At 51.8% G+C, this 14,995-nt stretch carries 17 protein-coding genes; 12 read left to right on the forward strand and 5 right to left on the reverse strand.

Annotated features, from left to right (window positions below; translation table 11 throughout):
* Positions 1-22 precede the first annotated feature (22 nt).
* On the reverse strand, positions 23-682 hold the full coding sequence (yghB, locus tag AC534G_RS03790; RefSeq protein WP_003024510.1) for a DedA family general envelope maintenance protein YghB: 660 nt from the start codon (positions 680-682) through the stop codon (positions 23-25).
* A 131-nt stretch (positions 683-813) separates the two neighbouring features.
* Complete coding sequence (gene metC, locus AC534G_RS03795) at positions 814-2,001, reverse strand: cystathionine beta-lyase (RefSeq protein WP_038633870.1); 1,188 nt, start codon at positions 1,999-2,001, stop codon at positions 814-816.
* A 250-nt stretch (positions 2,002-2,251) separates the two neighbouring features.
* On the opposite strand from metC, the gene exbB reads away from it, so the two are divergent.
* On the forward strand, positions 2,252-2,986 hold the full coding sequence (gene exbB / locus AC534G_RS03800) for a tol-pal system-associated acyl-CoA thioesterase (RefSeq protein ID WP_061382446.1): 735 nt from the start codon (positions 2,252-2,254) through the stop codon (positions 2,984-2,986).
* 6 nt (positions 2,987-2,992) lie between these two features.
* Positions 2,993-3,418, forward strand: a complete 426-nt coding sequence (gene exbD, locus AC534G_RS03805) for a TonB system transport protein ExbD (RefSeq protein WP_110496822.1) — start codon at positions 2,993-2,995, stop codon at positions 3,416-3,418.
* 70 nt (positions 3,419-3,488) lie between these two features.
* Here the strand turns inward: exbD and AC534G_RS03810 are convergent, their stop codons facing one another.
* On the reverse strand, positions 3,489-3,896 hold the full coding sequence (locus tag AC534G_RS03810) for a cytoplasmic protein (RefSeq protein ID WP_110496824.1): 408 nt from the start codon (positions 3,894-3,896) through the stop codon (positions 3,489-3,491).
* Position 3,897: 1 nt separating this feature from the next.
* Positions 3,898-4,302, reverse strand: coding sequence for a hypothetical protein (locus AC534G_RS03815; RefSeq protein ID WP_110496826.1), 405 nt, complete (start codon positions 4,300-4,302; stop codon positions 3,898-3,900).
* 104 nt (positions 4,303-4,406) lie between these two features.
* Here AC534G_RS03815 and AC534G_RS03820 point away from each other — a divergent pair, with 104 nt between their 5' ends.
* Complete coding sequence (locus tag AC534G_RS03820; protein ID WP_038633854.1) at positions 4,407-4,910, forward strand: ESA_00282 family adhesion-associated protein; 504 nt, start codon at positions 4,407-4,409, stop codon at positions 4,908-4,910.
* 64 nt (positions 4,911-4,974) lie between these two features.
* On the opposite strand, the gene AC534G_RS03825 is transcribed toward AC534G_RS03820, so the two are convergent.
* Complete coding sequence (locus AC534G_RS03825) at positions 4,975-6,015, reverse strand: aldo/keto reductase (protein ID WP_042310975.1); 1,041 nt, start codon at positions 6,013-6,015, stop codon at positions 4,975-4,977.
* 482 nt (positions 6,016-6,497) lie between these two features.
* On the opposite strand from AC534G_RS03825, the gene AC534G_RS03830 reads away from it, so the two are divergent.
* The 9 genes from AC534G_RS03830 to hypA all read left to right on the forward strand — a co-directional run bounded on the left by AC534G_RS03830 (position 6,498) and on the right by hypA (position 14,986).
* Positions 6,498-8,138 carry a methyl-accepting chemotaxis protein gene (locus AC534G_RS03830; protein WP_496594501.1) on the forward strand — a complete coding sequence of 547 codons (1,641 nt, stop codon included), beginning with the start codon at positions 6,498-6,500 and terminating at the stop codon, positions 8,136-8,138.
* Positions 8,139-8,223: 85 nt separating this feature from the next.
* A complete protein-coding gene (locus AC534G_RS03835; protein WP_038633845.1) occupies positions 8,224-8,511 on the forward strand; it encodes a DUF2623 family protein in 288 nt (95 codons plus the stop codon).
* 190 nt (positions 8,512-8,701) lie between these two features.
* Positions 8,702-9,820 (forward strand): hydrogenase 2 small subunit, encoded by a 1,119-nt coding sequence (gene hybO / locus AC534G_RS03840; RefSeq protein WP_003024486.1) that lies wholly within the window; start codon positions 8,702-8,704, stop codon positions 9,818-9,820.
* 2 nt (positions 9,821-9,822) lie between these two features.
* Positions 9,823-10,809, forward strand: coding sequence for a hydrogenase 2 operon protein HybA (gene hybA / locus AC534G_RS03845; RefSeq protein WP_003828357.1), 987 nt, complete (start codon positions 9,823-9,825; stop codon positions 10,807-10,809).
* Positions 10,799-11,977, forward strand: a complete 1,179-nt coding sequence (gene hybB / locus AC534G_RS03850) for a Ni/Fe-hydrogenase cytochrome b subunit (RefSeq protein ID WP_038633842.1) — start codon at positions 10,799-10,801, stop codon at positions 11,975-11,977. The genes hybA and hybB overlap by 11 nt, the downstream gene beginning before the upstream one ends.
* Positions 11,974-13,677, forward strand: coding sequence for a hydrogenase 2 large subunit (gene hybC / locus AC534G_RS03855; RefSeq protein WP_038633838.1), 1,704 nt, complete (start codon positions 11,974-11,976; stop codon positions 13,675-13,677). The genes hybB and hybC overlap by 4 nt, the downstream gene beginning before the upstream one ends.
* Positions 13,677-14,171 (forward strand): HyaD/HybD family hydrogenase maturation endopeptidase, encoded by a 495-nt coding sequence (locus AC534G_RS03860; RefSeq protein WP_032944999.1) that lies wholly within the window; start codon positions 13,677-13,679, stop codon positions 14,169-14,171. Before hybC ends, AC534G_RS03860 begins: the two co-directional genes overlap by 1 nt.
* Positions 14,164-14,652, forward strand: a complete 489-nt coding sequence (hybE, locus tag AC534G_RS03865) for a hydrogenase-2 assembly chaperone (protein WP_038633834.1) — start codon at positions 14,164-14,166, stop codon at positions 14,650-14,652. Before AC534G_RS03860 ends, hybE begins: the two co-directional genes overlap by 8 nt.
* A complete protein-coding gene (gene hypA / locus AC534G_RS03870) occupies positions 14,645-14,986 on the forward strand; it encodes a hydrogenase maturation nickel metallochaperone HypA (protein ID WP_003828349.1) in 342 nt (113 codons plus the stop codon). The genes hybE and hypA overlap by 8 nt, the downstream gene beginning before the upstream one ends.
* The last annotated feature ends 9 nt before the right edge of the window (positions 14,987-14,995 follow it).

Raw genomic sequence — 14,995 nt, forward strand, 5'->3', positions numbered from 1 at the left:
TTATCCGGCCTACGGATGCGACTCAGGCGCTACAGTATTTTTTTTTAATCACCACGAACAGGGTTCCCAACAGACCTGCGGTTAACAGGGCAATCGGTAGGATCATTAAAAAGGTCATCACCTGATCTTCATGGCGTTTAACGAACGGGATCATGCTCAGCGCGTAGCCAAAGCTGGTGACGACGGTGACCCACAACAGGCCGCTCAGCCAGTTAAAAAACTGGAATCGACGGTTGGGCAACCCTGAAATTCCCGCCATGGTCGGCAGCAAGGTGCGTACGAACGCCAGGAAGCGCCCGGCCAGCAGCGCCATCAGGCCGTGTTGGTCAAACATGCAGGTGGCGCGCTGATGATATTTTTCAGGTAATTGCGCCAGCCAGCCTTTTACCGTTCGTGTGTTGCCCAGCCAGCGTCCCTGAATGTAACTGAGCCAGCAGCCCAGGCTGGCGGCGGCGGTCAGAATAGCTATGGTAGGTAAAAAACTCATCACGTCCTGGGCGATCAGCGCCCCAGCCAGCAATAACAGGCTGTCTCCGGGTAAAAAGGAGGCGGGCAGCAGGCCATTTTCTAAAAACAGTGTGGCGAACATGACGAAGTACACCACGCTCACAACGTGTGGATCCGCCAGCGCGGCAAAGTCGTGTTGCCAGAGCGCGGAGACAATATCTTGAATAACTACCATGGACTTTCCTGTGGAACAGCGTTTATGTGTGGATTGTACTCCTGAATTGTCCGGGATGCCTTGATCCCGGACGCAACAATTGCAGACTTTTCCACCAGAAGTGTCTGCATATATGTCCATCTATGGCAATGTTACTCGATTCGGGCAAATCCTGCGGCTAAATCGGCAATCAGATCGTCAACATTCTCTAAACCGATATGCAAACGGATAAGCGTTCCGCTGAAGTCCACCTCGCCTTGCGGACGGATTGCCGCAATGTGCTCCGGCTGGTTGGCGAGAATCAGCGACTCAAAACCGCCCCAGGAGTAGGCCATGCTGAACAGGCTGAAGTGATCCAGATACGCGGCTAACTCTTCATTATTTAGCTTCTTATTCAATACAAAGGAGAATAGCCCGCTACTGCCGGTAAAATCACGTTTCCAGAATTCATGGCCTTTACTGCCGGGCAGCGCCGGGTGATTAACGCGGGCGACCTGTGGGTGGTTGGACAGCCACTCGGCGACCTTTAAGCTGCTTTCATGATGCTGGCGTAAGCGTACGCTCAGCGTGCGTAATCCACGGCTGGTCATATAGGCGGTATCGGCGTCGAGCATTTGTCCCATCAGATAGGCATTTTCGCGCAGTTGATCCCAGCAACGGGCATTGGATACCGCTGTGCCGACCATGCCGTCGGAATGACCAATCAGGTATTTCGTACCCGCCTGAATCGAGATATCGATACCGAAATCCAGCGCCTTGAACAGCACGCCGGCAGCCCAGGTGTTATCAATTATGATGACTGCATCAGGCGCAACGCTTCTGACGGCGGCTACAATTGCCGGCACATCATGTACCTCCATGGTGACGGAGCCGGGTGATTCCAGAAAGACAACTTTGGTGTTCGGCTGAATGTGCTTCACAATATCGGCACCCACCAGCGGATCAAACCAGCCCGTTGAGACGCCTAGTTTGCCGAGAATTTTGGTGCAGAAGTCCTGGCTGGGTTCATAGGCGGTATTGGTCATCAACACATGATCGCCTTGTTCCACAAAGGCAAGGATGGTGTTGGCAACGGCTGCCGCGCCGCAAGGGAACAACGCGCAGCCCGCGCCGCCTTCCAGTTCGCACATGGCTTCCTGCAGCGAAAAATGCGTCAGGGTTCCACGACGTCCGTAGAAAAGCGCACCGTTAGCACGGTTGCGCGTGGCCTGCTTTTTTGCCTCAACGCTGTCAAACACCAGCGAAGAAGCGCGCTGGATCACGCTATTTACCGAGCCCAGCGTGTACTTTTTACTCCGTCCTGCGTGCACGAGTTTGGTTTCAAGTTGTTTATCTGCCATGGTGTATTACCTGTTTTTATACGTCTGGATGTCTAAACTACCATGAATCAAAGATGACGCATCCTGCAGAAAGGTCATACAGTAGAAAATAATCTCAAAATGCTTCTGGTGACTTTTTTACTGCGTAAGCGCAAGGAAAAGAAACCAAAGGTGCGGCAATATGTAAATAGTAATGAGAACGACTATCAATTCGACGTTGTTTTGATATGATTACGCTTAGATTTTGTGATTTGCGTCCTGGAGATACAGAGTGGGTAATAATTTGATGCAGACGGACCTTTCCGTCTGGGGTATGTATCAGCACGCCGATATCGTGGTTAAGTGCGTGATGATTGGGCTGATTTTAGCGTCAGTGGTCACCTGGGCTATCTTCTTTAGTAAGAGCCTTGAGTTCTTTACTCAGAAACGCCGTCTTAAGCGTGAACAGCAACTGCTGGCGGATGCCCGCTCTTTAGACCAGGCAAACGAGATTGCCGCAGGATTCGATGCTAAAAGCCTTGGCGCACAGTTGATTTATGAAGCGCAGAACGAGCTGGAACTGTCGGAAGGCAGTGACGACAACGAAGGTATTAAAGAGCGCACCGGTTTCCGTCTGGAGCGTCGTGTGGCGGCAGTAGGTCGTCATATGGGGCGCGGTAACGGATACCTGGCCACCATCGGGGCTATCTCGCCTTTCGTGGGTTTATTCGGTACGGTATGGGGCATCATGAACAGCTTCATCGGGATCGCACAAACCCAAACCACCAACCTGGCCGTTGTTGCGCCGGGCATTGCAGAAGCGCTGTTAGCGACCGCTATTGGTCTGGTTGCGGCGATTCCTGCGGTCGTCATCTACAATATTTTCGCACGTCAGATTGGCAGCTATAAAGCGATGCTGGGCGATGTCGCGGCGCAGGTGCTGTTGCTGCAAAGCCGCGATCTGGACCTGAACGCCAGCGCCTCCGCGCATCCGGTACGCGCTGCGCAGAAATTACGTGTAGGGTAATGTTCCATGGCAATGAGCTTTAATGAAAACCTGGACGATAACGGTGAAATGCATGAAATCAACGTGACGCCGTTTATCGACGTTATGTTGGTTTTATTGATCATCTTTATGGTGGCCGCGCCGCTGGCAACAGTTGATGTGAAGGTGAATCTCCCTGCCTCCACCAGTACGCCGCAGCCGCGTCCCGAAAAACCGGTTTATCTGTCAGTCAAAGCCGATAAGAGTATGTTTATCGGCAACAATCAGGTGACGGATGAAACCATGATTAGCGAGCTCAATATGCTGACAGAAGGGAAGAAAGACACCACAATTTTCTTCCGCGCGGATAAGACCGTCGATTATGAAACCATGATGAAGGTAATGGACTCGCTGCATCAGGCGGGTTTCCTGAAGATTGGTCTGGTCGGTGAAGAGACCGTGAAAGCGAAGTAACTTTCTCGCCGGGTAGTGGTTTCACCTACCCGGCCTGCTTATCCTGATTCCACGCCCCACAAACCTGTTCTTATCTCTTTTCATCCAACGCGACCGTGGTTATTCTGGTCGGTTCGTAGCTGCCTTCGGACAGCTTGCGCGTCAGGCGTAAGGTGGCCGTTTCTCGCGCGAGTATATGCTGGTAGGTGCTCTCCAGCCGGGCCATGATTTTATCCCGCAGTTCGGGTTGTTGGGCTATGATGGCCTCAATCGCGGCGCCATAGATCTCTTCTTTCGCCTGTAGCGCATAAATTTCACGGCGATTTTGCCATTTCATCCGCACCAGCGCGGCGGGTATAGAAACCATTTCCTGGGCAACGCTTTCCAGTGTTGCGTTTTTATTGGCAATCAGGATGGCTAAATTCTGCTTTAAGACAAACTCATCACTTTTATGGTCATCTAAAGCCAAATAAACATTATTATCCTCAACATCTTTCATTTTATTTCTCTTCCAGAGAATAAAAAATAGGTTCGCTGGATTCGCGGGTAATTAAATTAAGCCAAATTTTATTGCCTTGCTCATTAATGATGGCTGTTTTTTCGGTCAAAATTTTACTTAATTCTTGTGCATTAATGTCGCCTTCTGCTTGCAATGAATTGAGCAAGCGCGTGAATGACTCAATCTTTGCCGCGCAAAACAAACGCTCTTTTAAATGACGGTCGCACTCTTCAAACAACATATTGCGCGCCTGGCCGGTCGCTGTAGCGCTGATCAAAATATCTGCTTCATAATCGCTTAATGTTCTCTTTCCCTGAGTCAAATTTTCACTGTTTTCTGTGGGGAAGGTATTAGTCGATGTTTGAGATAAATGATAATGCGCGGGAACAAGATGCTCGGGAAGCATGTTGAAATATCCTTTGATGCCAATACTGTATTGTTTTTAATATGTCAGGCTGCGTTGACAATAGCATGGCGTAATTTTAAAATCAAAAAAAATGGAGCCAGTATATGAACAGTATATTTTATTCTGTTATTACCCTGCTATTGCTTACCTGCGGGGTGCTTTTGTTGATGCGCAGCGCAAATAAAAACCGCTATGCAGAAAATGGTAACGCTGGACACCAGCCGGAAATCTTGAGTAAAGAAGAGGGTGAAGATCATTTTTCTGTATTGATGAATTCGATTACCCCGGTATGGTATTGGCGGGTTAATCACGAATATATCGATTTTATCCACTCGACGATCAAACGGATGACGATGGCGGAGCTGAATGAGACGCCTGGCTTATTTGATGCGCAGCGGCGCTGTAGCGACCTTAACTCTGCGGTGTATAAATATTACGACAATATAAAAAAACGCTGTCTCAGCGGGGAGAAGGTCCCGCATGCCGATCTGGATGTGCTCAACTTACGTCAGTGCTTCAGGGAGTTCAGCCTGGAGGCTTACCCTGCGCTCGTCGCGCTGGTGTGGCCGGAATACCAGCGTCCACAGCTCAAAGCAGAAGAAGTATAAGGTCATGGCGCGTTACCATGGCCGGGTAGATCTACATGGCTACCCGGCACGGAGTGACGAACGGCTATTTGTCAGATGAGGCTTGCCACAGGTTCAGCTCGCCATCAGCGACGTGTTTATCGATCTGCGCCAGTTCTTCGGCGCTGAACGTCAGATTAGCCAATGCCTGAACGTTTTCTTCCAGTTGCTCCGGTCGGCTGGCGCCAATTAATACCGAAGTGACCCGGTTGTCTTTTAGCAGCCAGCTTAAAGCCATTTGCGCCATCGACTGTCCGCGCTGTTGCGCCATCTCATTGAGCAAACGCAGGCTGCTAAGGTTTTCTTCCGTCAGCATATTTTCTGTTAGCCCACGGACTTTTTTCCCTTCACGCTGCATACGTGAACCTTCCGGGATGCCGTTGAGGTATTTCCCTGTCAGCAGTCCCTGGGCCAGCGGCGTAAAGGCAATGCAGCCCATGCCGTTAGCTTCCAGCGTATCCAGCAAGCCACTGCTGTCTACCCAGCGATTAAGCAGGTTGTAAGAGGGTTGGTGGATAAGAAGTGGAATTTTCCATTCCCGCAGCAGTTCGGCCATCTTTTGCGTTCGTTCCGGGGAATAGGATGAGATGCCGACATACAGCGCTTTACCGCTTTGCACCGCATGGGCCAGCGCTGAGGCGGTCTCTTCCATTGGCGTATTTTCGTCCACGCGGTGCGAGTAGAAGATATCGACATAGTCGAGACCCATGCGTTGCAGGCTCTGGTCGAGGCTGGCAAGCAGGTATTTACGCGAACCGCCAGAACCGTACGGCCCTGGCCACATGTCGTAGCCTGCCTTGGTGGAGATGATCAACTCATCTCGGTATTGTGCAAAATCCTCGCGCAGTAAACGGCCAAAATTCTCTTCTGCGCTGCCTGGAGGCGGCCCATAGTTATTGGCCAAATCAAAATGGGTGATGCCTAAATCAAAGGCTTTACGCAGCAGGGCGCGCTGTGATTCCAGCGCCTGAACGTGCCCAAAACTGTGCCACAAACCCAGCGACAGCGCGGGTAAGCGTAAACCGCTGCGTCCACAGTAGCGATAGAGCATCTGCTCGTAACGTTCAGGATTGGCAAACCAGGCCATGAGATCTCCTTAGTGCAGGTGAATTTCGAAACAGCGTTTCTATTCTAGCGGGTTCTCGGTGAATATTCCGTTCACAGGTCACACTGGGATGAAAAACTGGGCAGAATTCGTTACGCGAGTTATTGAAGGAGACCCGCGTGTGAAGGCTATATATCTCCCTGCGTTAATCACGGCTTTCATAATGATCTGACCTCTCATTATGATAATACTGACTCTGATTTATCCTGGGAGCGCACTCTTGCAGGGTTTAATAAATATTTACGATAAAAAACAAAGCATTATTAACTAATTTAGGTGAGTTATCTGAATAATAATGCTAGCTAATTTCATTAGCATTCATGTTGATATCATCTGGAGAGATATGGCCTGGACTTAAGAAAGTAAAAAAATAAAGAACGCATTATATCTTCTCTACCGCCTGCCGATAACAAGGATAAGTATCGCCTGATGGCGAATTCCTCATCAACGGCAAGGAAATTATTATGGGTTTGCTGAAAAACTTCACTATTCGTATTGTCATGTTGGCAATACTGGGACTTTTTTGCCTGCTGTGGTCGGGCGTGGGTTTATTCAGTCTTCATTCTTTATCAAAAATATCAGAAGGGAATGATATTGACCGTCATCTCGTCCATCAGATGACTGTTCTCAGCCAGGGTAACGATCAGTATTTTCGTTTTGTGACGCGGTTAAGTCGCGCAATGGATGTCAAAATGAGCGGCGGAACGCCGGATTTTGCGCCAGCGCAACAGTCCCTGGACAATATGAGTAAAAAACTCCAGGAGATGAAAACATTGTCTCCCGGCCCCATGGATCCTGAAGTCGCCGCGGCGGTGCTGACCAAGTGGCAGGCGCTGCTGGATAACGGCGTTATCCCACAAATGCAACTGGCTCAGCAGGGCACGCTCACGGCCTTTGCGGAGCATGCCAGCACCGTTACGCCAGCCTTGAGCCGTGAATTTGGCGCCAGTGCTGAGCGTTTTAACACCACTGCGGGTGAAAGGCTCGATACCACCCGCGTTATGGTCGATGGCAAAACGTCTATCATCCGGACGCTAATTATCACCGCCGTAATCCTCGGCATTGCGCTCCTGTTCTTTACCGACCGCTACCTCGTCGCCATGATGGTGAAACCTCTGGGACGTATTCGCCAACAATTTCAACAAATTGCGCAGGGCGATCTCAGCCATTCTATTGAAGATTTTGGTCGTAACTGCGTGGGCCAACTGGTGCCATTACTGTGCGCGATGCAGGACAGCCTGCGCGAAGCCGTGAGTACCATTCGTTCTGGTAGTGACAATATCTGGCGAGGAGCGACGGAAATTTCCACCGGTAATAACGACCTCTCCTCACGTACTGAAGAGCAGGCTGCGGCGCTGGAAGAGACCGCAGCTAGCATGGAGCAGTTGACCGCAACGGTAAAACTGAACGCCGAAAATGCGCGTGAGGCCAGCCAACTGGCCGATACGGCGACAGAAACGGCAGGTAAAGGCAGCTCGTTGGTTTCAGAAGTAGTTGAGACCATGGACGGCATTGCCGCCAGTTCTAAACAGATCGCGGAAATTACCTCTGTGATTAACAGCATTGCTTTCCAGACCAATATTCTGGCGCTTAACGCGGCGGTTGAAGCGGCCAGAGCGGGCGAGCAGGGGCGCGGTTTTGCCGTGGTTGCCGGTGAGGTGCGTAACCTTGCCAGCCGTAGCGCCGGAGCGGCAAAAGAGATTGAGACGCTGATCGGCGAATCGTCGCGTCGTGTCGATCAGGGTGCTCGTCTGGTTAAAGAGACCGGATTAACGATGGAGGCGATTCTGCGCGGCGCGACAGAAGTCACCACCATCATGAAACAAATCGCCTCTGCTTCGGAAGAACAGAACAAAGGCATCTCACAGGTAAGCGTGGCGATCACGCAGATGGACAGCGTTACGCAACAGAACGCCGCGCTGGTCGAACAGGTTTCCGCCGCGGCAGTCGCGCTGGAACGGCAAACGGAAGATCTGCAACGTTCGGTGCAACGGTTCCGTCTATCAGCTAACGACGTGCAATACACTGCCACTGCGACCGCTTCCCCTTCAGCAGAACGCAAAACCTCTGCAACAGCTAAAACGGATGACTGGGTGTCGTTTTAAGCTGGCACAAAAAAGTCCCTGATACCTCTGGTCTTTGCTTAAAAAATCGCTATATAATTTATTATATAGCGATTGGGGGTTATGCATGGACAACCATTTTGGTAAAGGCCTGATGGCCGGATTAAACGCGGAAAATGCGGATAGCGCACGCTCGGTGGCGCATTTTTGCGCGGATTATAAACGCGGTTTTGTACTGGGGTTTTCACATCGAATGTTTGAAAAAACAGGCGATCGACAGCTCAGCGCGTGGGAAGCGGGCATCCTGACGCGTCGCTATGGACTGGATAAGGAGATGGTGATGGATTTCTTTAAAGAGAACCAGTCCAGTACAACAATTCGCTTTTTCATGGCCGGCTATCGGCTCGAAGCTTGATCCGAAAGGGGTATTATCTTGCTTTAATTAATTACACTATTGACCTACGCCTTCGTTTTGTTGCTCCGTCGAAGTATTATATCGCACATAACCATATAAAAAGTGTGGTAAATGGCGCGCCGATCGCAATATGCAACATGCGAATGGTGCAAAATAAAAAGCCAGGTCTTCGCAACGGAATAACTATAAAATGACTGGAGATAACTCTCTCATCAATTCGAGCGGCATCAATCGCCGCGATTTCATGAAGCTTTGTGCAGCACTGGCCGCCACCATGGGGCTCAGTAGCAAAGCCGCCGCAGAAATGGCCGAATCAGTTTCCCGCCCTCAGCGCCCACCGGTTATCTGGATTGGTGCTCAGGAGTGTACGGGTTGTACTGAATCGCTTCTTCGCGCGACACACCCTACAGTGGAAAACCTCGTCCTGGAGACAATCTCTCTGGAATACCACGAGGTACTCTCTGCCGCCTTCGGCCATCAGGTTGAAGAGAATAAACATAACGCTCTGGAGAAGTACAAAGGGCAGTATGTTTTGGTTGTAGATGGTTCTATCCCACTGAAAGATAATGGTATTTACTGCATGGTTGCCGGTGAGCCGATCGTGGATCATATCCGCCGGGCCGCTGAAGGCGCAGCCGCTATCATTGCCATTGGCTCTTGCGCCGCGTGGGGTGGTGTTGCTGCCGCTGGCGTTAACCCAACGGGTGCAGTCGGCTTGCAGGAAGTTCTGCCAGGCAAAACCATCATCAACATTCCCGGCTGTCCGCCGAACCCGCATAACTTCCTGGCAACGGTCGCGCATATCATCACTTACGGTAAGCCGCCGAAGCTGGATACCAAAAACCGTCCAACATTCGCCTATGGCCGTTTGATTCACGAACATTGCGAGCGTCGCCCGCACTTCGATGCTGGCCGCTTTGCGAAAGAGTTTGGCGATGAAGGCCACCGTGAAGGCTGGTGTCTCTACCATCTGGGCTGTAAAGGACCCGAAACCTACGGCAACTGCTCAACGCTGCAATTCTGTGATGTTGGCGGCGTGTGGCCGGTGGCTATCGGTCACCCTTGTTACGGCTGTAACGAAGAAGGCGTTGGTTTCCATAAAGGTATTCACCAGCTTGCTCATGTGGAAAACCAAACCCCGCGCTCCGAGAAACCTGATGTCAACATGAAAGAAGGTGGCAATGTCTCTGCCGGCGCGATTGGGCTGCTTGGTGGCGTGGTAGGGCTGGTCGCCGGCGTCAGCGTGATGGCGGTTCGTGAACTGGGTCGTCAGCAGAAGAAAGATAACGCTGACTCACGGGGAGAATAACCGTGAACAGACGTAACTTTATTAAAGCAGCCTCCAGCGGGGCATTGCTGTTGGGCGCTGCGCCGTCCATCAGCCATGCGGCTGCAGAAAACCGTCCGCCGATCCCGGGTTCTCTTGGGATGCTCTATGACTCGACGCTATGCGTGGGCTGCCAGGCCTGTGTCACCAAGTGTCAGGACATCAACTTTCCGGCGCGTAACCCGGAAGGCGAGCAGACCTGGTCAAACAACGACAAGCTGTCGCCGTATACCAATAACATCATCCAGGTGTGGCGTAGCGGAACAGGCGTTAACAAAGACCAGGAAGAAAATGGCTACGCATACATTAAGAAACAGTGCATGCACTGTGTCGATCCGAACTGCGTCTCCGTTTGCCCGGTCTCCGCACTGAAGAAAGATCCGAAAACCGGCATCGTCCACTATGACAAAGATGTCTGCACAGGTTGCCGCTATTGCATGGTCGCCTGTCCGTACAACGTGCCTAAGTACGACTACAACAACCCGTTTGGCGCGCTTCACAAATGTGAACTGTGTAACCAGAAAGGCGTTGAGCGTCTGGATAAAGGCGGTTTACCGGGTTGTGTTGAAGTGTGTCCTGCCGGGGCGGTGATTTTTGGTACGCGTGAAGAGCTGATGGCTGAGGCGAAAAAACGTCTCGCGCTGAAGCCTGGCAGCGAATACCACTATCCGCGTCAGACGGTGAAAGCGGGCGATACCTATCTGCATACGGTACCGAAGTACTACCCACATCTGTACGGTGAGAAGGAAGGTGGTGGTACGCAGGTGATGGTGCTGACGGGTGTTCCTTACGAGGATTTGGATCTGCCAAAACTGGATGATCTTTCAACCGGTGCGCGTTCTGAACATGTTCAACATTCCCTGTATAAGGGCATGATATTACCCCTGGCTGCGCTGGCGGGCTTAACCGTGCTGGTTCGTCGTAACACGAAAAACGACCATCACGACGGAGGAGACGATCATGAGTCATGATCCTAAACCGCTGGGCGGAAAAATAATCAGCAAACCGGTCATTATTTTTGGGCCGTTAATCGTCCTGTGTATGCTCCTGATCGTGAAACGTCTGGTCTTCGGATTGGGTTCAGTCTCCGATCTGAACGGCGGTTTCCCATGGGGTGTATGGATCGCGTTTGACCTGTTGATTGGTACTGGCTTCGCGTGTGGCGGTTGGGCGCTGGCGTGGGCGGTGTATGTTTTCAACAGAGGGCAATACCATCCGTTGGTGCGTCCGGCGCTGCTGGCAAGCCTGTTTGGCTACTCGCTGGGTGGTCTGTCGATCACCATTGACGTCGGTCGTTACTGGAACCTGCCGTATTTCTACATTCCAGGTCACTTCAACGTGAACTCGGTATTGTTCGAAACGGCGGTCTGTATGACCATCTATATCGGCGTCATGGCGCTGGAATTTGCTCCGGCTCTGTTTGAACGTTTGGGGTGGAAAGTCTCCCTCAAGCGTTTGAATAAAGTGATGTTCTTTATTATCGCTCTCGGCGCGCTGCTGCCAACCATGCACCAGTCTTCAATGGGTTCATTGATGATTTCTGCGGGTTATAAGGTGCATCCGCTATGGCAAGCGTATGAAATGTTGCCGCTTTTCTCCGTATTAACCGCCTTTATTATGGGTTTCTCGATCGTCATCTTTGAAGGCTCACTGGTCCAAGCCGGTCTGAAAGGTAACGGTCCGGACGAGAAAAGCTTGTTCATCAAGCTGACGAATACCATCAGCATATTGCTGGCGATTTTCGTGGTTCTGCGCTTTGGCGAGTTGATCTATCGCGACAAACTGTCCTATGCGTTTGCAGGCGATCTTTACTCCGTAATGTTCTGGATTGAAGTCGTACTGATGGTCTTCCCGCTGGTGGTGCTGCGCGTCACTAAGCTGCGTAATGACTCACGCATGCTGTATCTGTCCGCGCTGAGCGCATTGCTGGGTTGTGCAACATGGCGTCTGTCCTATTCGCTGGTTGCGTTCAATCCTGGTGGTGGCTACCACTACTTCCCAACCTGGGAAGAACTGTTGATTTCTATTGGTTTTGTGGCTATTGAGATTTGTGCATACATCGTACTCATTCGTCTACTGCCGATACTTCCTCCTTTAAAACAAAACGATCAAAATCGTCATGAGGCGAGCAAAGCATGAGCCAGAGAATTACTATTGATCCGGTAACCCGTATTGAGGGTCATTTACGCATCGACTGCGAAATTGAAAATGGCGTGGTATCTAAAGCATGGGCTTCCGGTACCATGTGGCGCGGCATGGAAGAGATCGTGAAAAACCGCGATCCGCGCGATGCCTGGATGATTGTTCAGCGTATCTGTGGCGTTTGTACTACCACTCACGCTATCTCTTCCGTTCGTGCAGCAGAAAGCGCGCTGAATATTGATGTTCCGGTGAACGCACAGTACATCCGTAACATCATTCTGGCTGCGCACACCACGCATGACCACATTGTTCACTTTTATCAGCTCTCGGCGCTGGACTGGGTGGACATCACCTCGGCGCTGAAAGCCGATCCTGCGAAAGCGTCCGCGATGCTGAACGGTGTGTCCTCCTGGCACCTGAACAGTACGGAAGAGTTCACCAAGGTTCAGAATAAGATCAAAGATCTTGTCGCCAGCGGTCAGTTGGGCATTTTTGCCAACGGTTGCTGGGGTCATCCGGCAATGCAGCTGCCGCCGGAAGTGAACCTGATTGCAGTTGCTCACTATCTGCAGGCGCTGGAATGCCAGCGTGATGCCAACCGCGTTGTCGCGCTGTTGGGCGGTAAAACGCCGCATATCCAGAACCTGGCGGTAGGCGGGGTTGCCAACCCAATTAACCTCGATGGCCTCGGCGTGCTGAACCTTGAGCGCCTGATGTACATCAAGTCCTTCATCGATAAGCTGAGCGACTTTGTTGAGCAGGTTTACAAAGTTGATACCGCGGTTATTGCTGCGTTCTACCCGGAGTGGCTGGAACGTGGTCAGGGTGCGGTTAACTACCTGAGCGCGCCGGAATTCCCGACTGACGGTAAAAACGGCAGCTTCCTGTTCCCGGGTGGTTACATCACCAATGAAGATCTGTCGACCTATCGTCCGATCACCTCTCACTCCGATGAGTACCTGATCAAAGGGATTCAGGAGAGTGCGAAACACGCGTGGTACAAAGACGAAGCGCCGCAGGCTCCGTGGGAAGGTACAACTGTTCCGGATTACACCGGCTGGTCTGATGACGGCAAATACTCCTGGGTTAAAGCGCCGACCTTCTACGGTAAAACGGTTGAAGTGGGTCCGCTGGCCAACATGCTGTGTAAACTGGCGGCCAAACGCGAGTCTACTCATGCCAAACTGAATGAAATCATCGCGATTTACACCAAGCTGACCGGTAAAACCATCGAAGTGTCGCAACTGCACTCAACGCTGGGCCGTATCATTGGCCGTACCGTTCACTGCTGTGAACTGCAGAACGTTCTGCAGGATCAGTACAACGCGCTGATTGTGAACATTGGTAAAGGCGACCACACCACCTTCGTGAAACCGGATATTCCGGCAACGGGCGAATTTAAAGGCGTTGGTTTCCTCGAAGCGCCGCGCGGTATGCTGTCTCACTGGATGGTGATTAAAGACGGTATTATCAGCAACTACCAGGCGGTTGTTCCGTCAACCTGGAACTCAGGTCCACGCAACTTCAACGATGAAGTCGGACCGTATGAGCGCTCGTTGGTAGGCACGCCAATCGCCGATCCAAACAAACCGCTGGAAGTGGTTCGTACCATTCACTCCTTCGATCCTTGTATGTCATGTGCGGTGCATGTGGTGGACGTTGACGGGAACGAAGTGGTCTCAGTTAAGGTTCTGTAATGCGGATATTAGTCTTAGGGGTCGGCAATATTTTGCTGACCGACGAAGCCATCGGGGTGCGTATCGTTGAGGCGTTAGAGCAACGATACATCCTGCCAGACTTTGTTGATGTTCTGGACGGTGGTACGGCTGGGATGGAGCTTCTCGGCGATATGGCGAACAGGGATCATCTGATCATTGCTGACGCCATCGTGTCGAAGAAAAACACGCCGGGAACGATGATGGTCCTGCGGGATGAAGAGATTCCGGCGCTGTTTACGAACAAAATCTCACCGCACCAGCTTGGCCTGGCCGACGTATTGTCGGCCCTGCGTTTCACCGGCGAGTTTCCGAAAAAGCTGACGTTAGTCGGTGTTATTCCGGAATCGCTGGAACCGCATATCGGGCTAACGCCGACGGTTGAAGCCATGATTGAACCTGCGCTTGAGCAGGTTCTTGCCGCGCTTCGCGAATCAGGTGTTGAAGCGATCCCTCGGGAGGCGGCTCATGTCTGAGGAGTTTGTCGGTTTTCAGACGGCCCCGAAGACGCAAATTCAGGCGGCGTTTGAAGAGATTGCCCGGCGTTCAATGCACGATCTTTCCTTCCTGCATCCGAATATGCCGGTGTATGTCTCTGATTTTACGCTATTTGAAGGTCAGTGGACGGGGTGTGTTATCACACCCTGGATGCTCAGCGCACTGATTTTCCCCGGACCGGACCAGATCTGGCCGGTGCGTAAAGTCAGCGAAAAAATCGGGTTGCGTCTGCCGTATGGCGAAATGACCTTTACCGTGGGTGAACTGGAGGGCGTATCGCAATACCTCTCTTGTTCGCTGATGTCGCCGCTTTCGCACAGCATGTCGGCACAAGAAGGTGTCCGTCTGGCTGATGATTGCGCGCGCATGCTGTTATCGCTGCCGGTGAGCGATCCGAATGCGCCGCAGCTAAATCGCCGCGCGCTGCTGCTGGGTCGTCGGAACTGCGAAAATGCATGAGCTGTCCCTTTGTCAGAGCGCGGTTGAGATTGTTCAACAGCAGGCAGAGCAGCACGGTGTCAAACGCGTAACCGGCGTTTGGCTGGAAATTGGCGCACTCTCCTGCGTTGAGGAGAGTGCCGTCCGTTTCAGTTTCGACATCGTCTGTCAGGGGACGCTGGCACAGGGTTGTGAGCTGCATATTGATTACAAACCAGCCCAGGCGTGGTGCTGGGATTGCAGTCAGGTTGTGGAAATCACCCAGCATGATGCGCAGTGTCCACTATGTCAGGGCGATCGTCTGCGGGTTGATGCTGGCGATTCACTGAAAGTGAAAAGTATTGAAGTCGAATAACCCATAGGT

The organism is Citrobacter sp. CRE-46 (assembly GCF_059615875.1).